24 protein-coding genes and 1 tRNA gene are annotated in these 22,015 nt (G+C 42.5%); 9 read left to right on the top strand and 16 right to left on the bottom strand.

What is annotated here, in order from left to right:
- The first annotated feature begins 5 nt into the window (after positions 1-5).
- From QJS83_RS17090 to QJS83_RS17070, 5 genes are all read left to right on the top strand, one after another.
- Complete coding sequence (locus QJS83_RS17090) at positions 6-1,298, top strand: AmpG family muropeptide MFS transporter (protein ID WP_350159299.1); 1,293 nt, start codon at positions 6-8, stop codon at positions 1,296-1,298.
- A gap of 83 nt (positions 1,299-1,381) precedes the next feature.
- On the top strand, positions 1,382-2,662 hold the full coding sequence (locus tag QJS83_RS17085; protein ID WP_284606681.1) for an NAD(P)/FAD-dependent oxidoreductase: 1,281 nt from the start codon (positions 1,382-1,384) through the stop codon (positions 2,660-2,662).
- A gap of 44 nt (positions 2,663-2,706) precedes the next feature.
- Positions 2,707-3,816 carry a 3-oxoacyl-[acyl-carrier-protein] synthase III C-terminal domain-containing protein gene (locus tag QJS83_RS17080; protein ID WP_284606680.1) on the top strand — a complete coding sequence of 370 codons (1,110 nt, stop codon included), beginning with the start codon at positions 2,707-2,709 and terminating at the stop codon, positions 3,814-3,816.
- Positions 3,817-4,317, top strand: a complete 501-nt coding sequence (locus tag QJS83_RS17075; protein WP_284606679.1) for a hypothetical protein — start codon at positions 3,817-3,819, stop codon at positions 4,315-4,317.
- 146 nt (positions 4,318-4,463) lie between these two features.
- A tRNA-Ser gene (locus QJS83_RS17070) sits at positions 4,464-4,554 on the top strand.
- On the opposite strand, the gene QJS83_RS17065 is transcribed toward QJS83_RS17070, so the two are convergent.
- Both QJS83_RS17065 and QJS83_RS17060 read right to left on the bottom strand, forming a co-directional pair.
- Positions 4,525-6,147, bottom strand: a complete 1,623-nt coding sequence (locus QJS83_RS17065; protein ID WP_284606678.1) for a recombinase family protein — start codon at positions 6,145-6,147, stop codon at positions 4,525-4,527. The two genes, QJS83_RS17070 and QJS83_RS17065, sit on opposite strands and share 30 nt — an antisense overlap.
- Positions 6,148-6,372: 225 nt before the next feature.
- Positions 6,373-7,404, bottom strand: coding sequence for a hypothetical protein (locus QJS83_RS17060; protein WP_284606677.1), 1,032 nt, complete (start codon positions 7,402-7,404; stop codon positions 6,373-6,375).
- A 58-nt stretch (positions 7,405-7,462) separates the two neighbouring features.
- Between QJS83_RS17060 and QJS83_RS17055 the strand changes: the two genes are divergently transcribed.
- The gene (locus QJS83_RS17055) at positions 7,463-8,227 is read left to right on the top strand and encodes a ParB N-terminal domain-containing protein (RefSeq protein WP_284606676.1); all 765 of its coding nucleotides are present in this window, start codon (positions 7,463-7,465) and stop codon (positions 8,225-8,227) included.
- Positions 8,228-8,229: 2 nt separating this feature from the next.
- On the top strand, positions 8,230-9,318 hold the full coding sequence (locus tag QJS83_RS17050; protein WP_284606675.1) for a hypothetical protein: 1,089 nt from the start codon (positions 8,230-8,232) through the stop codon (positions 9,316-9,318).
- A 435-nt stretch (positions 9,319-9,753) separates the two neighbouring features.
- Here QJS83_RS17050 and QJS83_RS17045 read toward each other — a convergent pair whose 3' ends face one another.
- The 5 genes from QJS83_RS17045 to QJS83_RS17025 all read right to left on the bottom strand — a co-directional run bounded on the left by QJS83_RS17045 (position 9,754) and on the right by QJS83_RS17025 (position 12,005).
- Positions 9,754-10,326, bottom strand: coding sequence for a hypothetical protein (locus QJS83_RS17045; protein WP_284606674.1), 573 nt, complete (start codon positions 10,324-10,326; stop codon positions 9,754-9,756).
- Positions 10,327-10,429: 103 nt separating this feature from the next.
- Positions 10,430-10,648: a DUF2188 domain-containing protein gene (locus QJS83_RS17040; RefSeq protein ID WP_284606673.1), complete on the bottom strand. Its 219-nt coding sequence runs from the start codon at positions 10,646-10,648 to the stop codon at positions 10,430-10,432.
- 78 nt (positions 10,649-10,726) lie between these two features.
- Positions 10,727-10,882 (bottom strand): hypothetical protein, encoded by a 156-nt coding sequence (locus tag QJS83_RS17035; protein WP_284606672.1) that lies wholly within the window; start codon positions 10,880-10,882, stop codon positions 10,727-10,729.
- 156 nt (positions 10,883-11,038) lie between these two features.
- The gene (locus QJS83_RS17030) at positions 11,039-11,626 is read right to left on the bottom strand and encodes an ImmA/IrrE family metallo-endopeptidase (protein WP_284606671.1); all 588 of its coding nucleotides are present in this window, start codon (positions 11,624-11,626) and stop codon (positions 11,039-11,041) included.
- 1 nt (position 11,627) lies between these two features.
- Positions 11,628-12,005 carry a helix-turn-helix domain-containing protein gene (locus QJS83_RS17025; protein WP_284606670.1) on the bottom strand — a complete coding sequence of 126 codons (378 nt, stop codon included), beginning with the start codon at positions 12,003-12,005 and terminating at the stop codon, positions 11,628-11,630.
- 195 nt (positions 12,006-12,200) lie between these two features.
- On the opposite strand from QJS83_RS17025, the gene QJS83_RS17020 reads away from it, so the two are divergent.
- Both QJS83_RS17020 and QJS83_RS17015 read left to right on the top strand, forming a co-directional pair.
- On the top strand, positions 12,201-13,214 hold the full coding sequence (locus tag QJS83_RS17020; RefSeq protein WP_284606669.1) for a hypothetical protein: 1,014 nt from the start codon (positions 12,201-12,203) through the stop codon (positions 13,212-13,214).
- 78 nt (positions 13,215-13,292) lie between these two features.
- Positions 13,293-14,453 carry a hypothetical protein gene (locus QJS83_RS17015; protein WP_284606668.1) on the top strand — a complete coding sequence of 387 codons (1,161 nt, stop codon included), beginning with the start codon at positions 13,293-13,295 and terminating at the stop codon, positions 14,451-14,453.
- Positions 14,454-14,473: 20 nt separating this feature from the next.
- Here QJS83_RS17015 and QJS83_RS17010 read toward each other — a convergent pair whose 3' ends face one another.
- From QJS83_RS17010 to QJS83_RS16970, 9 genes are all read right to left on the bottom strand, one after another.
- Positions 14,474-15,187: an NAD-dependent deacylase gene (locus QJS83_RS17010; protein WP_284606667.1), complete on the bottom strand. Its 714-nt coding sequence runs from the start codon at positions 15,185-15,187 to the stop codon at positions 14,474-14,476.
- A gap of 353 nt (positions 15,188-15,540) precedes the next feature.
- Positions 15,541-16,578 (bottom strand): hypothetical protein, encoded by a 1,038-nt coding sequence (locus tag QJS83_RS17005; protein WP_284606666.1) that lies wholly within the window; start codon positions 16,576-16,578, stop codon positions 15,541-15,543.
- Positions 16,579-16,651: 73 nt separating this feature from the next.
- A complete protein-coding gene (locus tag QJS83_RS17000) occupies positions 16,652-17,227 on the bottom strand; it encodes a hypothetical protein (protein WP_284606665.1) in 576 nt (191 codons plus the stop codon).
- Positions 17,228-17,297: 70 nt separating this feature from the next.
- Complete coding sequence (locus tag QJS83_RS16995; protein ID WP_284606664.1) at positions 17,298-17,570, bottom strand: hypothetical protein; 273 nt, start codon at positions 17,568-17,570, stop codon at positions 17,298-17,300.
- Between the two features lie 49 nt (positions 17,571-17,619).
- Positions 17,620-18,414 (bottom strand): hypothetical protein, encoded by a 795-nt coding sequence (locus QJS83_RS16990; RefSeq protein WP_284606663.1) that lies wholly within the window; start codon positions 18,412-18,414, stop codon positions 17,620-17,622.
- A gap of 42 nt (positions 18,415-18,456) precedes the next feature.
- Positions 18,457-19,344 carry an ADP-ribosylglycohydrolase family protein gene (locus QJS83_RS16985; RefSeq protein WP_284606662.1) on the bottom strand — a complete coding sequence of 296 codons (888 nt, stop codon included), beginning with the start codon at positions 19,342-19,344 and terminating at the stop codon, positions 18,457-18,459.
- Positions 19,345-19,456: 112 nt separating this feature from the next.
- Positions 19,457-21,013 carry a hypothetical protein gene (locus QJS83_RS16980; protein WP_284606661.1) on the bottom strand — a complete coding sequence of 519 codons (1,557 nt, stop codon included), beginning with the start codon at positions 21,011-21,013 and terminating at the stop codon, positions 19,457-19,459.
- A gap of 10 nt (positions 21,014-21,023) precedes the next feature.
- A complete protein-coding gene (locus tag QJS83_RS16975) occupies positions 21,024-21,761 on the bottom strand; it encodes a hypothetical protein (protein ID WP_284606660.1) in 738 nt (245 codons plus the stop codon).
- 62 nt (positions 21,762-21,823) lie between these two features.
- Complete coding sequence (locus QJS83_RS16970) at positions 21,824-22,006, bottom strand: hypothetical protein (RefSeq protein WP_284606658.1); 183 nt, start codon at positions 22,004-22,006, stop codon at positions 21,824-21,826.
- Between the last annotated feature and the right edge of the window lie 9 nt (positions 22,007-22,015).

Below are 22,015 nucleotides of genomic sequence, written 5' to 3'. Positions count from 1 at the left end.
CTTGGATGCAAACTCTTCGCGCCGTGACTCGTCCTAAGGTCGCCATCATGCTGGCCTTAGGCTTTTCTTCCGGCCTTCCCTTCATGCTTGTTGGAAACACTTTGGGGTTTTGGCTGCGTGAAAGTGGAATCACCCTTGCGACGATTGGATTTCTGTCTTGGGTGGGCCTTGCCTACTCTTTAAAATTTTTGTGGGCACCGTTGATTGATAAAGCCAACGCGCCACTGATTGGAAAATGGCTCGGCCGTCGTCGCGGTTGGATGATTGTCTCGCAAATTTTAATTGCTGTGGGTCTTTTCGGAATGGCGGCCATCAAACCAGAAGGTGGTTTGATGATCTTTACAGGACTCGCCGCGCTGGCTGCTTTTGCTTCGGCAACTCAGGATATTGTTGTCGATGCCTGGAGGATTGAGGTTTCCGATGCCAGCGAAGACATGGCTTTGCTTTCCTCCGCCTATCAACTGGGGTATCGCGCGTCCCTTCTTGTCACCGATGCTTTGATTTTAATTGTTGCCGCTTCCGTCGGTTGGGCCGTTTCATACACTGTCATGGGCGCTTTGATGGCCGTCGGTCTTGTCGCGACTTTGCTTGCAGTTGAACCCGGCAGAAATATCACAAGTCAGCAAATGGGAACGATGTGGAACTTGCGCGGATTGTTTGATGCGGTCGTCGGGCCTTTCATCGCATTCTTTAAACAGCACGGCAACAAAGCTCTTCTTATTCTTGCTGCGGTCAGCCTGTATCGTCTTTCAGATTTCATGATGGGGCCGATGGCAAATCCATTTTACGCCGACATTGGTATCACCAAAGAAACTGTCGGCGCTGTGCGCGGATCCATTGGTCTTATTGCTTCCGTCGTCGGTGTTGCCGCCGGAGGACTTGCAGCCGTGCGTTTTGGATTTATCACAACGTTGATGGTGGGCGCGATCATCGGTCCCGCTTCCAATCTTGGTTTTTCTTTCCTTGCGATGGTGGGGCCAAGCAATGAAGTGTTCACGATGGCGATGATTATCGATAACTTTGCTTCGGGCTTTGCGGGAACAGCGCTTGTTGGTTACATGTCGAGCTTAACAACATTTGGCTACACGGCGACACAATATGCGCTCCTAAGTTCATTCTATGCTTTGTTAGGGAAAGTTTTAAAAGGCTTCTCGGGTGTCATGGTGCAGAGTTTTTCTGAGGGCCGCTCCCTTATGGAAGGGTACGCTTTATTCTTCCTAAGCACCGCTCTTGTGGGAATACCCGCGCTTCTATTGTGTATCTTGCTTGTGCGAAGCAATCGCCCTGTCGTTAAATAACAACAATCAGCTTCAGGAAGATTGTTTTTCCTTCCTGAAGCGTCGGTGTTAGTATCAGCCTCGAAACGCAATCGAGGTTTTTTATGTCAGCAAAAAAAGTCGTCATTGTCGGTGGTGGTTTCGCAGGCCTGAAGGCGGCTCGTGCCCTCGGCAATAAAGAAAATATTTCTGTGACTGTCGTTGATCGCAGAAATTACCACCTGTTTCAACCTCTTCTCTATCAAGTCGCTACGGCGGGACTTTCACCTGCTGAAATTTCCGGTCCTATTCGCGGGATTCTCTCCAAGTATCAAAATATCTCCGTGCTGCTCGACAACGTCAGCGGCGTGAAATTAGACGAACGCAAAATTAAACTCTCGGACCGCGAGCTGGAATACGATTATTTGATTCTTGCCTGCGGAGCCAAGCACAGTTATTTCGCGCATCCCGAGTGGGAAGAAAATGCTCCCGGATTGAAAACTTTAGAACAAGCGACAGAAATTCGCCGCCGTCTTTTGATTGCTTTTGAATTAGCGGAAAAAGAAACCGACGTGCAAAAACAAAAACAACATCTTACATTCGTGATTGTCGGCGCAGGCCCTACGGGTGTGGAACTCGCCGGCGCGATTGCAGAAATCAGCCGTCACACGTTGATGCGTGACTTCCGCCACATCGATCCTTCGCAGACACGCGTGCTCTTGATTGAAGCCGGACCGCGTATTCTGGCGTCATTTGCTCCCGATCTTTCGCGAAGTGCCGCAAGAAGTTTGGAAGATCTTGGCGTGCAGATCTGGACAAACACTCGTGTCACTGATGTGCAATCCGACTCCGTCATTCTTGGTCACGAAGTTATCAAAGCTTCGACGATTCTTTGGGCCGCAGGCGTACAGCCTTCGAGCTTGAACAAAACTTTAGGTGTTCCTTTGGATCGCGCAGGCCGTGTGCTTATCGAAAAAGATCTGAGCATCGCAGGTCATCCCGAAGTTTTTGTGCTCGGCGATCAAGCTTGTTATTTAACCGAACAGGGAACGCCCTTGCCGGGTCTTGCTTCGGTAGCTATGCAACAAGGGGAACATGCCGCTCGTGAAATTTTACAAGACATGAATGCGAAACCGCGCACGAGTTTCCGTTATCTCGATAAAGGCCAAATGGCGACAATCGGCCGACGAAAAGCAATCGCACAAATTCGCAATCTTAAATTCAGCGGATTTTTTGCCTGGTTATTATGGTTATTTATTCACGTCTATTATTTGATTGGTTTTAAAAATAAAGTCTTCGTGATTTGGCAATGGGCCTACGCTTACTTTACATTTAAAAGAGGTGCGCGTTTGATCGTCGATAAAGAATGGCGGTCACAGGTGAAACAGTCGCCTCCTGTTTCGTAACACTGGATCTTTTCAAGCACTAGGGCCGTCTCTAGCCTTAGTGCATGTACTTACAAAACTTTTTATCAATCAATCCGCCGTATACCAAAAATCAAACCGAAGGAATGAAGTGGCTTGCCGCTGCCTATAAGCTCGCTCAGCGAGAGCAAACCTACTCGGAAGAAGAATATTCAAAACTTCTTAACCGCGTCGGTTGCCCTGAAACGCAGATCCAAACGCGGGGCTTTTTCCTTCCTGATTCACAGTCGATGGAGTGGGATAAACAAATTATTTATCCCGTGAAAGAAAGCCCTCGCGGTGTCAGCATGCACAGGCGCCATGAGTACTTTCACAAAATCGTCCGTGACGTTTTCAATGACATTTACAAGTCCCGGCCTTACCCCGACGACATCATTCATGTCAGTTGTACTGGATATATTTCTCCCAGCGCCGCCCAAATGGTCGCTGTCAATGCACCCAAACCGGTCACGGTGACTCACTCGTACCACATGGGATGTTATGGAGCATTTCCCGCTCTTCGCATGGCTTCAGGTTTTTTGGCGAATGAAGGCATTCTGGGAAAAAAGAAAAACGTCGATCTTGTGCACACGGAACTTTGCAGTCTGCATCTGAATCCTCAAGATCCGTCGCTAGAACAAATGGTGATCCAAAGTCTTTTTGCCGACGGATGTATTGCGTATTCGATGGCAACGGAAAAACCCCAAAAAGGATTTAAGGTTTTGTCTCTTTATGAAGAACTCATTCCTGATACTACATCGGCGATGGAGTGGATGGTTTCTGATTGGGGCATGAAAATGACTCTTTCCAAGGACGTTCCGACGATGGTGGGAGCAAAAATTCGCGACTTCACGCACAGATGGCTGAATGCTCGCGGCTTTGATGCTTCTCATATTATCGCCAACGGTGTCTTTGCCGTTCACCCCGGTGGTCCCAAAATCATTGATCGTGTTGCTGAACATTTGAAATTGCAGGACTCGCAAGTCCAAGGCAGCCGTAACATTCTGAAAAAAAGAGGCAACATGTCTTCGGCGACTCTGCCGCATTTGTGGGAGCAAATCCTAAATGACGACAGTGTTCTTCCTGGAACTCCGATTGTCAGTTATGCCTTCGGACCAGGCCTTACAGTGTGTGGAAGTTTGATGGAGAAAATTTAGATGACGGCGTTTATTATCGTTTCAGCAATTCAAGGAGCCGCAATTTTATTCGATGAGTTTTTCTTTCACAGAAAAAGAGGACTGCCCAAGTGGGAAAGAATCAGCCATCCGATTGACACCCTTTCAATGATTGGCTGTCTTTTGTTTTTAGCTTTCGTCGAACGCACACCAACGACCGAGAAGATTTATTACGTCATTGCCGCCCTGTCGTGCATCCTCGTCACCAAAGACGAATGGGTTCACCGAAAATACTGCAAAGCCGAAGAGATGTGGCTGCACGCGGTTCTGTTTATGATGCATCCCTTGATCCTTTTTTTCGCGATGGGTGTCTGGGAAGACGGTCGCGCCCTTTTCTTGGGTCTCTCCGGCGGCATCTTTATCTTTCTAATTTATCAGCTGATCTATTGGGGCCTTCTTGATAACCGCCTCAAAAAGGCCCAGTTGCCAGCGCAAACTGCAAAGGCCCAACAGAGCGACTTGTATGAGTACTTTGGGGAATAACCCTTCTCAAGGCCGGGAAAATATCCCGCGCCCCTTGCATTGTTGCGATGCGCTATGCTATCTTGGCTTCTCTTTACGACCTGTACCGAAGGGTTCAGCCACTTAAATTCAACCATTGAAGTGGGTAAAGATCGATCTTCCAAAACGGACAGATGGCCGAGTGGTTGAAGGCGCTCGCCTGGAACGCGAGTATACGTCAAAAGCGTATCAAGAGTTCGAATCTCTTTCTGTCCGCCATTTGTCATCAGAGGCCATTTCACCAAGTATTTTGAATGGCTTTTTTAAATCAAAACATAAGGTTACGCCATCCAACCAGTAGTTCGATAGTATTAACTCTAAGAACTCTTTCTTCTCGGAAGGTGACCTCAATTTCCACAAGGATTCTGCATTGTTGGCAAGTTCGATAATCTTTTTAGCAGTAATACTAGTTGTCTCCTGCTCGCCACTGACGTTTTCTGTAGCGCTGATTTCTCTACGCTGATCTTTGAGCCGTTCAAGTTTTCTTTTAAAAAGATTTTCTGAAATTAATCCCTGCGTAAAGTGTTCGTAAGCGACATCCTCCTGCCGTTCAATCGCATCGAGTATGAGTTGCTGGTCTCTGATTTTTTTCTTTTGCTGTAATCGTAGCTTTGAAGTAGAGGCATTCAACTCATTAGCTATCTCAGTTGCTAAGCCATCAGATATACTTATTGACCTGACTATCTTCGCAAATTCTTCCAGGAGTCGAGCTTCGGAAATGTACCGTCCTTTAAGGCTTTTGTGCACTCCCTTTCCATTGCTGCATCTATAGAGGTTGTGGAATACAGTTTTTGGGGGATTTCTGTAATTTTTCTTCTTCCGTTCAAAAGTGATAGAACTTCCACATGTACACTTTAGCCACCCTCCGCCAAACAAACTCTGAGTCTTCAAGGCCCGGTTAGATGTGTGGCCACATGATATAGCTTTAGCATAAACTTCTGGATCAATTATGAGTTTATGTTTGCCTTTAAATAACTTTCCATTCCAAGAGAAGTATCCACCATAAAAAGGATTAGATATTCTTCTAGCTATCGTAGCTGCGCGATATTCTTTTATTTTTTTTGGCTCGATGAGGCCAAGAGAAATTACACGATCACGAATTTCTTCAAAGGAATATCCTTGAGATCGGAGTTCAAATTCAGTTTGAACGATTTTTAATCTTTGCGTATTTGTGTCTGGCACAATTATTGAGCCTCTACGTTTTTCATATCCTTCTGAACTAACCGCCCTCTGATTTCTATATCCTAAAGGAGGGCGGCTCCCAGGGAACCAACCGGTCTTTGCTTTCGACATACACGCAGTTGATACTTTGTGTGAAAGCTCAACTGAATAATGAGAATCAACTGTTCCCATGATCTTACGCATAAAGAGTTCATTGGGTGAAATGTCAGGCGTCAGCACTTTACCATCTAGGGAGTAGTGGACTTCATATTTACCGCTTTTCACGTCTCGAAGCATTGCCTCTATGTCTGTTAAGTTTCTTGATTCACGATCGGGTTTGTAAAAAATTCGTCGAGTGAGCTTATTTCTCTCACACCAAGAACCGATTTTAGCAAAGATCTTTCTCTCTTCTGATGACTTAGCTGACTCAACAATACAAAATATCGCGACAAGCTTAAGCCTTTGGGACCTGCAATAACTTTGGATGGATTCAATTTGTACGAGCTCAGAGTTGTTATCCTTTTGACCAGAACTGCTCACCCTGACAAAGCCCACAGCCTCTGCCCCATCGCGGTATTCCATTAAAGTGAAGGGGACAGTTGTATCAAAGTCACCAAGTCTTTTAATTTTATAAACTTTCGATTTTGTCATTTCTTCAGACTCTTATCTTTACATTCAATACAATTATCTGAATACAAGTATGACTCTTTACTCCATTTTATCAGGAGTGAAACCACCCTTATCAAAAAATCCTTATCTGAATCGAAACATGTTACTTCAGTTTGATTCTTGTCTTCTTCGGCCACGTTGCGTTCTTCGTTATACATTCAATTTTTATAGATTCAAAAATTTACGAAGGCCGGAAGTCTTTAAGAATCAAATATTTTTCCAGAATATCTTGGACCGCAAGTACAAGCTAAGAGGCATGCCTTGTTTCTTTAGGAGGTATTCGCGGAAGGACCTTAATTCAATGAGATGAAAAAAAAGAATGGAGTCACGATGTGCTTTCCAATATGAAAAGTACTGTGGCGCACCCCCAAAATTTTGCATAGCAATGTTAAGGTATGTGACACAAGCTTCCTTCCAAACATACTCGCAGCAGTTTTCTTCTCTTCTTCCAGATCGAAGGAACTTTCTTCTCAGAGTACTGAATTCTTCCTCCAGTTTCGTTGAATTTTTTTTTGCTGAGCTAAGACGTACCGCTTCGAGTTGTATGAGTGGTCCCGGGGGCGCATCCCCATGCAGCCAGTCATGGCGAAGACGATACGCCTCTAGCGGAATAACGTTTGTGGCATCATTAATCTGCAAATCCTTAATAAAATCTAAAGCTGTGTCATCAACAAGAAGTGTAGCGGAAATATTCTTGCGGATGCGGTCGGAGGTGGATCCTCGATTGCCATACTCCTCGGAAGAGCTATTAAAGAATTTAGACATTCTTAGGTTACTGAATTCCAACATCTCAATAAATCTTGCAAGTACAACTGTTATTTCTGATCGTGAAAGTAGTCGAGTGCCGCTACTAGTAACAACGCAGAAGTTTCCTCCTATATGAAGAAATGAACTTAGGAGTCTGCTAGCACGGGGAGCCTGATCACCAAAGGAATTGCCGCAAGCAATTAGTTTAGCCAAACTCTCAAATGAGTTTATATCTTCAGAGTTGATAAAGTCCCAGTGGACTTTCGCTGATCTCTTGATTCGCTGGGTTTTTGCTTGAATAAAGGCTCCCAACATTTTCCGAAAAGTTAGCTCACCTTTTGTTACTAGCTTTCCAATCTTCCGAACATACTCTTTTTCAACCAAATCATCTCTTTCGGAAAACACAATGCTGTCCAATGCACAACGAAGATGGCTTCCATAAGTAAGCGGTGAAGACCGAAAGACTTCAAATTTCTTTAAATTTTTATTCAAACTTCCCTCCTTCGTATTTTTTAAAGGTTACTTATAAGCCAATTGAAAAGGAGACACTATGGTTATGATAAAAATTTCAAACTTGAATACAGAGAATGTTAAACTGAATCCTGGATTCATTATCAGAGATGTGAACCAGAAGCATAAAGAGTACTTAAAGGAACTCTTAATTGAAGGAGTAGACTTAGGCCCAATCCTTCTAAATGATAAGAATGAATTATTAGATGGACGTCACAGACTTGAGGCTTACAAAGAACTGGGGCGCAACTCTATTCCATATACGGTTTCTTCCGCGAAGACTTCTGCAGAATGTTTTGAAACAGCAATTAACATGAATCTGAGGCTCGGTCTTCCACTAAGCACCTCAGAGAAAGTTCAAGCCCTTCTTTTATACAAAAAGGAGTTCCTTAACGGCGACCACTCTGCTCGTGAATTAGCCAGAAAATTTGGTTTAAGTCCTAGCACTGTACTAAAGTATTTGGGAGATCGTAAACAAAACGAATTTGAGCCAGAATCTCAAAGTATCAAAGTTCTGCCCGTCCAAAATGGACAACCTCAGTTGCACACCGAAGAGAATACCTTTCGACAAGAGACATTGTTTTGTCTTCATCAGAAAGAGGCTCAACCGGAGGCGCAGGAAAACGAAATGAAGAGATACTTTTTCAAAAATGGCGATGATGTTCAAGCGTTATCACAAAGTGAAGCTATTGAGTTACTCAAATACGACCAAGTGAATGATTTCATTTTCTTTATTTTGGGATCGCATCTGGCACACGAGGTAAAGCTGTGCTCAACCATTTCTACAGAAACGGAGGATCAGTAATTATGAAAAACACCATTTCTTCCAACTTTTGGAATAACTCAACAACAGTTATTGATGCTTATAAGATTTGGATAGGCACTAGCCCAAAGATTCCAAAGTTCCGTTATGTGGAAGTTAAAGATTTCCTATGGAATCAATACGGGATTGCCTTGAAGTGGAGAAAACCGTCAGTACCTAAGAGAGACTCAACTAATGGACGAGTCTATGCGTTTTGTGAAAACTTCGGCAGTGTTTTCAGAATCTCTTTTATTATCGAAAAAAATGCAATCATCGATTCTAGGGCCCATTTTGAACCGGATTTTATGGAGATGCCTCCACACACTTTAGATCAAAAATACAATTCATACTTTGACTTTAATCTGTATTCACCTGCAACTCTTAATTATCAAATTAGCCAGATTGCTCTTCTGGTGGACCGATATAACAACATTCTAGAAGATCTTTTGGCGAAACTTGGGCTTCGCACTTCTATTGCCTTAAAGTTCACTCACCTTGAGTTTGCAAGCCATCACCAAGTATTTAGAAACGCAGAAGGTGCATTAAAGGTTCTAGTGGATAAAATCAAAAATGAAAATCCAACTGTGACTTATGGTGATGTTACGAAGCAAATGCGCGGAGCATATACTCCTGCGGCAGGGGTGTCCCGCTTGAGTATCTACAGAAAACAAACTGACGCAATCAGAGTTGAAATTAGATTTGATTCAGAATCCGCAAATTATTGGGATTTGAAGAATCAACCTGGTTCCGCCACTGAGCTGCTTTTGAAGTATAATGAAATTGCCAATAAGATTGGAAATTCTTACGGCGCTACAGATACCAGAGAGAACCGACTGACTTATGTAAACGTGTTCGATGCCATTGCTAAAGTGATCCCCAGACAGGCGAAAAAAATCGTAGAAATGCTTATCGCGGCTGGCGGCAAGACTAGGTTTGACTCCCAAAAGGATAAGGGCGCTTACATTGCCGCGAACAAACTTGTTAAGGCTGGAATCCTAATCAAAGGAAGAATTAAAAAATTCCAATATGAACTTGCTCCAGCATATCGAGCAATTTTAAAGAACAATCCAACAAACTATGGAGAAGATGAATAGAAAGGTTATAAGCATGGCTAAAAAAACCTAAAATGATTTTAAAGCCATCGACATGTTCAATTGGGCTATAGCGCTTAACGTGAAGTTACGACAGCGCTATAGTCCCAACTAATAAACCAACAAATTTTTTCACTCACGGTAAAAGACAAGCCTTGAGTTGTATCACGAATTCCCAAAAGATCTCTGAAATATCATAATTACCTTTTACTGCAACGGAAGGTGATTTTTTTCTAGCTCCCTGATTTCATGCGCAGCTACCAATTCGAGCGCTCTGGGTCTCAGTAAGGTGTAAGTTTTAAGATCGCCACTTTCCAAGGCGTGAAACATACAAATCAAAATCTGCTCCAGCGTCATTGTTCCTCCAAGCCATTGGATCTAGCAAGAAACATCACTCGTTACCCGCGAATACAAACTTAACGGTGGACGATATTCGGATTAGATTAACTGACCATTCAAAAAGTATTGTAGATCCCGCTTTAGGTTTTTGTCGTTTTGATATTTTTGCAAAAGGCCGTGCCGCTTTAGCACTGGGTAAATGGTTCTGTAGGCCCTTTCACAACGAGGTCGATTTCTAAAAGATGCAGCTTTAGTCGCCTCGCTCTCAAGAAGCCAGAGCGCGAACATCAGAACAAGCTTGGTGGTTGAATGATCCATGGTAGAAACGTCTTTGCTTATATCGCGAAAAAAGTCTTCAACTTTAATTCTCCGTATAGATGCTGGTGTAGCCATAGGGTTGGGTCGTTTAACCCCAATTGAAGATTCTACTCTTGCCCAAAAATGTACGTCATTACGAAATGACGCTAACGCTTTCGCACCTTTGGTAGTGCGCTCAAATTCTAACCATGCTTCAAGAATTTTCTCTTTAGAATCTTTTCGGTCTGCATCGCAAAGACACTGATTTCGAAAGTAAGTCAAAGCACGTTCCAGATAAACCTTGGTATGCACTTCAAGGTTCTCGTTACGAGTCACACTTTCGATAATCGTTTCAAATAAAGTACTATTATGCATGGTGATTCATCCGTCATTTCATATGCACTAGATTGGGATGAATTTACATAAAATTTACCCTGCGCAACGCAGAATGTGAGCCGTGCAGGGTATAGCACGATCATTAACCTTTAGTCTTACGAGGATCATGCCCGTAGCTGTTCTTTTCTCGGATCTTTCCATCTCGTCCGTGAATTACGACCTCGCTACGATCACATCTCGCCATATTCGTGGCCGTAGTGATTGCTGCCTTCTGCGTTCGTTGAATTGTTACAGTATAGCCCGCGGTTTTCACGGCCCAGCCATTTCCCGACTTTACTACGTGTTTGTTGTTGTTTGCCATTTTAGTTAACCTTTCTGATCTATAAATGTGTTTTAACTTTGTATGTTTCAGGCGGTGTTCGTGCTCCGCCTGAAGCAATTAAGCTTTGTGGTGTGGTACACAGAACACAAAGCAACTTTTATTCGCTGGGTAAATCGTCTTGCCGTTCTTGGTAATACTTGGCGCAAAAATGCGTTTCATACCCAACGGACAGTCACGATCAACCGATTGGTTACACTTTGGACATGTCTTCATGAAAAATACCTCCTTCCCTGACGGGAGAGGGGCTCGACCAGAAAAGAACTTCTTGCTTTGCCTTACACGAACTGGCAGAACAAAAAGAGGTAACTCTAGTCTGGGTCGATCCCTGATCCCGACAAAAAATCGGCAGCTCTCGCAAAGCTGCCTTTTTTATTTTCTAAAATCTTCAGTTAACTTCTTCACGCGGATTTCCGCCGCGGTTTTTGAAACTTTGAATGCTTCAATTACTGTTTGAACATCCATCTTTCCTGTTTTAAAGAGCTGTTTCATCATTGGATACGGCATTAGCACAGCCGCCGCAAATGTGTTTGCCTGCCACTCGGGATCCTCAAAAGCCCGTAACTGTGAACGCCTCGCAAACGTCACGTTTTCGCGGGAAGGATACTTACCCCCAACCGCATTGCTTTGTCCATGCAGGATCATGTGACCAAACTCATGAGCTGCCGTAAAGCGCCCCTGCGGATCACCTTTCTCAAGGCGGTTATAAGAAGCTAACGGGAGCTCGATTTCTCTGTTGGTCACATCTGTTACGCCACCTAAACCTTTAACATTTTTGCCGATGGCAGGTGTGTAGCCAAATCGGTCCAGCATGTTCTCGAAGATCTCAAGAACAGGTACTGGCATCGGAGTGTCTAGACACTCCGGTGCTGTAAGCATTAAGAACTCCAGTGCGTGTTGCTCAATCTCCTTCGTTGAAAGCCCGCGAACTACTGGCACTGAAATTTCTGAATAGTCCATGTTACCCCTCATTCAAAATGTCGCGAATCTTTCGCATTTGCTGTTCGTTAAGTTGTTTGTTTGAAAGTCTTCGTCCAAATGCGACCGCCACATCAATGTATTGAGGTTCACAGTCGAACATCTTTGCAAAATTTCTTTTCTCTCGGTCAGCATCGGCGGTTACTCTGAGTAGTTCTTCCTCTACACCAAGTGTTTCAGCAAGTTTTGCTAAACTAACTTTGCCGACTGGAAACGGTGGTTTCTTCCCGGACTCAACCTCACTGTAGTAAACGACCGTGATGCCCAGTTCACGTGCTACTTGTCCCATTGTTTTCTTTGCTCCAATCCTCAAGTTCTTTATGCAGTTTGCAAAAGTCTCTAGCGGTAAAACGTTGTCCATTGTTGCATCCTTTTTTTCGTCTTAGTCTGTCCTTTAGCTTGTGTTAGCTATCGTTAGCTAAGTCCTGCTTACATGAAACGAAATTGCGTTTCTGAGTGCAACTAAAAAGACGGATTATGGCGCATCGCGTTTTGTTTATTTAATGCTCTTCTTCGTTTGATGGAAAAAACTTAGTCTTGTTTGCTGGGGGAGATCATGAGGAATTTAGATTTGAGTACGGCGTACTACGAAAAGGGAATCAGTTCAGCAAAGCTCGCTTTCGAAATTCTTACTTCGCCGCATCTCGAACCTTTTAGAGATGCGGCGATAGCTCAGTTTTTCAATTGCTTCGAACTTCTTTTAAAGTCTCAGATAGCAAGGCACAGTAACCTTCTTTTGCTTAAGGATACAAAAAAGATTACTGAGAGCTGGGGGGAAAAAAATAGTTTCGATGCGCTCCCAACAAAATCAGCTGGTGAATTACCTGAATTGTTATACGTGCTTGAAAAAGGAAATCCGAACTTTGAGTTTCTTAAAAATAATCGGGGAATCATCGATAAAATGCGAGAAGAGCGTAACAAGTACGAACACGGCGCTGGTCCAATTACCAAAGGTTACGTTTCTCTTATTCTTGCTCCTTTCTTCCACAAGGTAATCATCAAATTAGCGAAGGCTATCGATCCTGAACGTTACAGTACAAATTTTAGTATCGAACTTCGTCAAAAAATTTTCGATGCATCAACAGAACCATCAAGAATGCTTCAGGATCCAGATAAATTCTATAGCGAACCGAAAACATGCCCTACATGTTTTAACAACTTTGCGTTCTTAAGCAGGAGGTCTGACCTGCTTCATTGTCTGGTTTGCGACAAAGATACGGTTCAAGGTTCGATAATTTACCGCGAGTGCCTTCTGTGCGAAACTCCAAACGTTATCTCGCATCAAGGTTTTGCAACATGCATAGATTGCAGAATCAATTTCGTTGCCGTATCACTTGGGCAAGATAATGTTTGTCGACACGTGAGTAACGACGGGTCTTGTAATTCATCTGAAATTGCCGACTTGAGCGCGGAAGTAGGTGATGAGCTGGGACTCTGTTTGAAGTGTTTCACTGTTCAAAATTTATGGCGCTGCTGTCTTTGTGATACCTATTATACAAGCAATGAAAAACATTATGGACCGCCTGGTTATGACGAAAATGTTTGTGCAGAGTGTGTAATAAATTTTTAGTCAAATTTACGAGACAACTACTCTTTCTCTAAGTTTTTTGAGTTAGTTGTAAACGTTTACTTAGATATGAGAGACTGTATGAGTCGAACGATTGAACATATGATATCTACTGGTGAGTTGGAACCTACTGGTGGCTACATAAGCTGTCCTGGATGTGACTTTGAAGTAGAATTACATGCTCACAAATATGATCCAGAGTTGACTGCAACATCATGCGGAAACTGCACTTATGTAGATTGGGCCAACGACGTACCTTCAAAAAAAAATCCACGGCGATGTCCCGTTTGTAGCGACTTTGTCACTGATGAGGAGATTGAAGAAGAAGTATTCATTAAATGTAGTGGTACAAACGCACGAGGTGACTCGTGTGATCAATTGGCTCATCAAGAATGCCTGGAACACTGCCAAGAATGCGGTTGGGGTTGCGAAGAAGAGACTAGTGATTTTCATACTTGTGATGGCTGCGGTCTCAAACACAAAATGAGTCATTTCGTGAATGGCGGTCGCGAGTTCGTAGAAATTTTTGGAGATATCTGTTGGTCATGTTTTAATGGTCAGGAAGAAAGATTCGTTGAACCAGAAGATTACGATTCTATGGTGGCGCAGGACACCGTCCTGAGTGCGGAAGAGGCTCAGCCTGCTGCTTGGTTTTATCAAGTGTCAGTGCTAACTCCTCTCGAGGGCCGTCGTAGACAAGACAGTTCATTCTATTTAAGTCACTTCGTTCGTAAACGAGAAACGATGTCTGATCGCGATTGTTGCAACCAACTAATAAAAATTCTAACGGATCGAAAGTTAGTCGCGGCTCCAACCGGTTACTTTAGCTCCTATACAGCAGACAGAGAAAGAACAGCCGCTTCGAAAGCGGTTTGTTTTACGGAGGGTAGACTTACAGCTCTTCGTGAACATTCCAAAGAATATTCTGAATTTGGAATAGCTTTCTCGAAATTTAACCTTATTAAGTACGCTAACGCATCACCCGTTATTCATATTCACGAAGCTTTTATTCAACAAGTACGAAACTCGTTGCCAGTTCAAATCATTCCTTATGTAAATTTGATCGCGCCACCACGTTACGATTATCAACACGAGCGGGAGTGGCGAGTGCCTGAAGATCTTCATTTTAAGTTGGAAGAAATCTCCTTTGTATTTGCACCTCAGTCCTTTCATCCGATTTTAGAATCTGTTACCAACAGAAAGGTCAAAATTTATTGTATCGACACAATTAACGAAATTTAGAAACTTCTGGCACGTTGCTTTCAGCATCTTGCGCCCAAATTTCTTAAAAGGTACTCCACCATGTTGGGGACCTCCTGAGTAGCTGGTCCGACGTAACGTTTGTCAAAGGACTTTGATACATTCGTCTTCTGGGTGTTAACTTCAATCTTGAAGGCATCGTGTGCCAATTTCACCAATCCCGCTGCTGGGTATACAATTCCACTCGTGCCAACTGAGACAAAGGCATCTGCATCTCTCACGAGCTGTTGAATCAATTCGAGAAAGTACGGAGTTTCACCAAACCAAATTACATCTGGTCTCAGAAATCCACAACGTCCACAAAATTTACACGCGTCCTTTGAGCTAAGATCGTTTATCCAGTACATTCTTTCATTGCAGGATTTGCAAATAACGCGATCAAGCTGACCATGCATGTGAAGGACTTTTTTTGACCCCGCACGCTCGTGTAAATCATCTACGTTCTGTGTGATAATCTGAAATGGTCCTGGCCATTCTCTTTCTAACCTTGCCAAAGCAATGTGGGCAGCGTTGGGTTGCACGCTTGGATCTTTAAGCTGCCGTCTGCGTAAGTTATAAAATCTATGAACAAGCTCTGGATCTTTCGCGAAACCTTTAGGAGACGCCACGTCTTCAATTTTGTAGTCTTCCCAAAGTCCGTTTTGATCCCTAAAAGTCCGTATCCCGGACTCTGCCGAAACTCCTGAGCCAGTAAGTATTACGATGTTCTTGGACACAAATGCCTCTAATGAATTTTTAAGTGAACTTGATCATCCTCGACGCCGTTGGGGCACAGAAGATTTGCAAGATAATCAACAGGAACAAACTTAACGAAAATCTTTTTCCGATTCCTTCTAATTTTTTTCTTGATTAAGGACCTCTTGTTTAATCTCACAACAAACTCCCATCTTAGTAGTCACGCACGTAAGCATGAAGCTCCTCCGCGCATTAATCCGATTAAAACTTTTGAAAATCTATGATTTTCTCTTTTCATAAGATTATGCCTTCAATCATATCCTCAAATGAAAACAAGAAGCGGGTTACAAAGTGGAACTTTCATTAACGAACTACAAGGTTGACCAGTTGAAGATCAAACAAGGAGACTTAATGATTTGCCCTCTACTGCAACCTCCGGCCACCAGAGACGGGTGCAATCCAAGCCGAACGTGGCATCGGTTCTGAAACTGTTATGGAGATTATTTGGATCAAAACTCACTATATTTAGTTGCGAAAATCCAGTGGAATTGTACATTTCCGCATGATCGTGTGACAAAGCTTGATCAAGTATAAAAAAAATCCTACCTTGATCCTCGTCGTACCAGCTCTTTACCAGGCCTTTAAATTTTTGGTCTTGAAGATCATTACTGTTTTCGGATAGCAAACTCTGCTCGAAAAGATCAATCAGTTGAGTTTTGAGTACAGTGTTCTTCTCTCGAGAATACTGAAGTTGCAAAATCAAGAGTTTACTATCCCTACAAAGAAGTGATTGGCAAACATTAGAAGAAGAATCTTTTTCAACTCGATAGCGATAAAGAGATTTCTTTAAATTCCAATCATAAACTTCGCGATCCAAATGGCTTACTGACGATACAATTAGTGACCGACCTCCCTCCACAAAACGGGAAAAATGACGAGTGTGGTCGATTACACTTATCACATCACTTTTGATTTTTACCAAGAACGACAAGGCAGCTTTGTTCGCACTTGAGAAATTGACGAACAAACTGTCCTTTTTAAAGGAAAATGATATCGGAAACACAAAGCGTGGCAAATTGATAGAAATTTCACCGAAGTGACGATGTCTGCTATGGTAAGTAGTTACCAGCCAACCGTCTTCATTACTCTTGAATATGAAGATATAATCATCAGCAGCATACAAGAAAATTGTACCTCTTTGAGTTTCATAGAATGTCTTCCAGCTAGCACCTTGATCACTACTTAAAATAAATAAATTCTTTCCACTATGCTGATCAACTAAGTTCGCAGCAATGAGGTCATGTCTACTCAAAGTCATCTTTGCAATCACATAATCACTAAAATCGGAAGCAATGGCTTTCCCCAAATCTCTTTCTAATTGAACTGTGTAGCCATCGAGTACGATTAGTCGTGGATTAGTATTAAATTTCACAAAAACCTTTCTATCCTTTGGCTAGCGTCTTCTGTGGCGCCACTCATTAAAGTTACGTATTAGATTAAGGTCTTCAGCCGAAGTCGTATAAAGGACCCGAAAAACACATTTCTAGAAAAGCAGGTATTGGCACCAAGTAGTCTTTTGGGAAATTACCTATGGTTTCATAGGTACCGTAGGTCTTACATTTAAGGACTAAGTCTTCGGAATCTTCCTTATCTTCAAAATAAAGACCAAAATTCCTGCCTTGATCTAAAGCGTGTCCTGATTCCAACAAATTTAAAAGGTGAAGAAAGAACTGCCGTTTACCCCAATCCGTTGGAATAATAAGTTTTCCGTCTATGCAAAACGATCTTTTCCCATCAATATCCACAACCTCCGCAAAAACAAATCCTCGGTCCCCGATCTCTAAGATAGCCGGTACAGCAAAAGGGATTGGCTCTTTAAAAAAATCAAGTATTTTCCCGTTCAGAACTCTGGGGAGAAAGGGTGGCGAGGGCTCCATCGCTATTGGATTAATACGACCCTGAGGAAGCCAGAAGTGAGCTTGGCACACAACGTGGTCCTCGTAAATATAATCATCGTCATCTGAAACTTTAAAACCATAAGTGCAACCGTGTTGATCTTTCCGAATTATGGTTTTCATCATTAAATCCTTCTTTAAAAAGATGATCAGTTGAAACAAATTCAAAAAAATAAATCCATCGATTTTTTAGATACTATTCATGACGTTGAAACATCACGCACTTGAAGTGCTCAAAAATTGTTTGAAGATAAATACTACTTTTGGGATTGTTGCAAAGCCCCCAGTTTGTGTTGAATGGAAGAAAGTATTTGCAGCTTACGCAGTCTCTGTCTGCATATTTCTCCCTTTCTTCTTTAGACCAATCAGAAAAACCTTTTGCGTATTGCTCCTTACTCGCTTGGCAAGACCATTCTGTTGTCAGAACTTGATTTCTGTTTTCAAAACGTTTTTTAGAAGACATTTTCATCACCAGTTTCCTTGATCTGTGTTATGGGTCTTATGCACAGGAGTCTCAGTTAGCCTACCTTACGCTTAGAGGTTCTTCGTATTAACCCATGGTCTAACATGACATTCTCCCAAGATTTTAAAGCGTCACCTCGAGAACCAGAAACTTTTTGTCTATCTAGTGCGACATCAATCTGATTCGGTTCAGGAAGCAACATCCAGACTCTTTGAAAGAGAGCAAATTCAACTTCATCATCTCGGTTTAAGTTTGCTAAAAAAAGGGAAATCACGTTAAAGGGACTTTTGCCTACTACTAGTTTTAAATCTTCATCAGACAGAAGAAGTGTTCGACCTACCAGCGTTTTTGCGCTAAGTGATTCCCTGATTCCATCTTGTGTTCGTGCGATAAAGTTTTTGTCTGGTTCAACCTTCTCTATGTCAGGACAGTTGTTATACCAGAGTTGCTTAAGACCAAGAGTAACCTTATCAATCTCTGCAAGAGTCGGACGCTCAGGGTAGGGAATGGCCCAAGCTGCTGCGTGTGCACAACCCTGCACACCTAAACCACTAACCTGCCCAAGATAGTACTTCTCTATAATTCTTGGGAAAATATTATCATCAGTCTGCTTTTCCGTGATAAAAAGGTCCTTGAAAATCTGTGGAGAACTAACGAAGGATTGTACAATTGTTGCAAGGTGCACCACCACCGAAATAACTGAAGAGTCTTCTAGTCTTTGCAAGATCCAAGATTCTTTTGGGTTTTCGCAATGGATCTCTATCGCAATAGGTCCAGACCTAAGATACTCCATGTGTAGAAGACACAATACTTCAATCGTATTTAGGTAGTTACGAACAATTGTTTGCATCGCGTACTCCTTCGCTCTTCTCTTTAAGATTATTTCGACAAACTAGCTCTCAAACAGTCTATTAATTTCAAGTGTGATAACATCTTTCAGTTCCAATGGTCCTAGCCAGCGGTAAGGTATTGACCGAAGACCATAGCGTGCTCCAAATACGGCGCCAACTACTGCACCATTGCTATCCGCATCTCCACCCAGATTTACTGCTTTTATTAATGCTTCCTCAAAGGTTTTACAGTTTACGATACACCAAGCGAGCACAGTAATTGTGTGAATTACCCAACCAGTATTAGGCAGATCCTTCCAGCTCCCTATTGCATCTTCGTAAATTTTCTTGGTGTTTATTCCGCCACGATGGAGTGAAATCATGAGTGTTCGTAGGAGTTCTTGATGTGAACAGTCTTTGGACATCGCGAGGTTCAGGGTTTCTACAAGTGCGACATCAACCTGTTTAGTAATCTCATCTCCGTGAGTTAGAAGATTTTGTTTAAAACAAGTTTCAATAAGTTCCTTATGCGTAGTTCTCATCAATGCAAGGGGTGCTACTCTAATAAGTGATCCATTTCCTTGAGAATCCGAGGAACTTAAACCACCAAACTCATCCCCATCTAACATTCGCTTAATCGCAGCGCGAACAGTGTCTCCAATATCAAATGGATCACTAAGATACCAATCAATCATTAAACCTCGGGCTGTTGCTAGGTCTAGGAAGGTTGGACTTTGGAGGCTTTTTAAAATGATAAGTGCTAGTTCGGTATCATCGGTAGGCTGACCTATTCTCCATGGAATGGAGCTTCCGCCACCAATGATTTCTTTGTGGGCAAAATTACAATCTCGCTCCTGATGTTCCTTTGTTGAACCAAGACTATCACCGCAATGGAGACCTAGGAGCATTCCTAAAGCTCTTTCCTTACTTACTTCGTTAGCGCCGGACATCAAACCTCCTTTGGCTTGAAAACGGACGTTTGTTAGCCCTGGGAGAACTGTGTTGCGGTACTGTGGTGAAGCCTAGGCTAGAAATTAATTCAGTATTTAAAAACCATGACTTTTACTTTTGAGGTTTTTCTTCCATGTCCTTAGTGTAAGTATGGTGTCCATAGATCCAAAAGAGTTCATCCGCCAAAACAACTGAATATTCTTCTGTAACTTGGTCATAGATCTCTTTTAACCGATAAAACACATCATCCTCTTCATCAGCATCCTCGGGACTACCGAAAACCTCTGTAATACGGGGGTGATCCCTTTTTAGAAGATGTAAAAATCCTGCTTCTATCCCAAACTCTTGCGCACAAGTTAGAGATGCATGCGGGCCATTACTCATACTCAGTAAGTACAAAGCACGTTCTTTAGAAAAGAGATGCGCGTTATTAATTATTACATGATGTGGGGACTTTTCATCGTAAGGAGACTGGGGAAGAAGATATTTAATTGCAAAAACAAATCCGCTGTCAGTAGCTGACCGTAGCGCCGTCAACATTTTTTTTAGATCACTATCGTAAGCTTCGGTACTGGAGTAATACCCAGCAGGGGCAATCATCTTTAAATCTTTTGCTCCCCAGTGTGGTTCATTAAGATTCTTAAAAATTAACTTACTGTTTACATCTTTAAACCAAGCCTTTTCATAAAAGTAACCTGCCACTAATTTACTTTTAATAAGTAGGCTATACCAAAACCAAACTGACAGTGCGGCACATACAAGACCATAAACTATCGCAGCCTTCCACCCCTCGTTTAAAAATAGAAAACCAACCGAAAGCAGAGGAACTAGAAAAGCAGCCATTAGGATGTTATCGGACCTCTTTAAAAGACTACTTTCTCGGTTCTTGATGAAGTTTGATAGATCCGATTCTATTTTTTGAAAGTGCTGAAGTTTCTCATCAATATCATTTAGAACCTTTGGAAAAAGCTGAGCACGTTCTGCAATCATATTCTCATCAAGCTCCATTCGTTCTTGCAGGACCTTTTGTCGCTGGAGCTCAGCGTGTTTCTTACTGGTATATTCACTATAGGATTCGGAAATAGAAAGTCCTCTGATGAAACACTCTTCAAAATATTCCAAGAGAAAATCTTTATCGTCAGGGAACTCTGGATACCGTTCACAAATGCGTTCAAACGTTTGTTCAGCTGGGCAAAAATCCTCTGGCAGCAGCAGCCCGTACCCAAGTTGAATCACATTCTCGCGGAAAGCTTTAGCGGCAAGCTGCCTAGAAATGTTTTCTCGTATTGTGATATCTTTCACTTCATCATAGTGATGATGTCGAATTCCAAGCCCAAGACTCTGGATTTCTTCAATCTCTATTACCGCTCTTTCTTTTTGGTTTTTTTGCCTTTCCTTCTGTTCATATCGGGCTCGTCGCTCCATCTCTTCTTTAACCATTTGCTGGTGCTGATGTTGTGCTTCCTGCATTTTTTCGCGATGTCTCCGAGCTTCACGTCTTTCTCTATCTTCAGCCCAAGAGCGTTCTTGCTCAATTTTTTTTAATTCTGACATCTCTGACTTAATATCGTTAACATCTAGGGCAGCCTTCACAGTTGCCCCAGCTGTAATAATGTCTAAAAGATTTGTTTCCTTTTTCTCAACGGTCTTAGATTTGAAGTTACTCATTATACACCTCTTATAGACCATTAGCATTCTGTTGTTGAACTGCTTCGTTCATGAACATTAGATCGCGCTGCTGTGATTCTTGAAGATTATTTGCCGGAGTTCGGTTTTGATTTTTCTGTAGCAAAAATTCCTTTTGCTTAAGGGCCTCTTGCTCAGCCTGATCTCGATATTTCATCATGCTTTCGGAATAATATGCGGGCTTGTAGTTTTCAGGGTAAGAATTAACAAACTTGTCTACAATATTTGCCCAATTCTGTGGTGGTGTGAAACTTTCTGAACCCCAATTGTTTCCCGGTGCAGGCTGCTCATCTTTCCCGTCCACGGAAAGGATCACCTCACCGGTGTTAGAGTCGATAAGGCTCAAGTATTGACTGCAACTATTCAGATAGGGTGCAGAAGAAAAACTGATCCAAGGTTTTCTCCGATAGCACTGACTATGGCCCACGACGATAGCACCAACCCCAAACATTTTTCCCCATATTGCGTATTTTTCTTTGTTTTCAAATCTATCAGCTTGAACACGATGAAGACGCTCTTGTTCACGTTGAACGGCGCGGAAGCCTTGTGCTCGATCAATCACCATGAATCTTCCGGATTTAACTAATTCATTTGAGATTTCAACGTAATCCTGCGAACTGACTGAGTCCGGGTCTATAAAAACACGCATGTTTTTATCACTCCAAACACTTCTCTTTGGTGGAGAAGAACAACCACTGATTAAGACCACTGAAAGAACAAAAGATGCCATGCCGACGTTAGTAACGGACCTCATTGGAACCTCCATTTTTAAGAGAAAGAAAGGGGAGAAGTCTAAAGCAATTCCCCAGGGGCTTCGCCCTTCGCGACTAAAGAACCATGAATATTGTAGGTGTTTCCACCTTTAATATATCCAACAATGATTCCCAGCTTGTTTAATACGTTTACGCGGTCAGATTTTTCATCCAAAAAGTAGAGAACACGGCCAAGACTATCTTTAATTTCTTTCTTACCCATAAATCCTCC

Source organism: Bdellovibrio sp. 22V (genome assembly GCF_030169785.1).
Lineage (GTDB): Bacteria > Bdellovibrionota > Bdellovibrionia > Bdellovibrionales > Bdellovibrionaceae > Bdellovibrio.
Note: the sequence above shows the minus strand (reverse complement) of the source record. Positions and strands in the feature narration are given on the sequence as shown.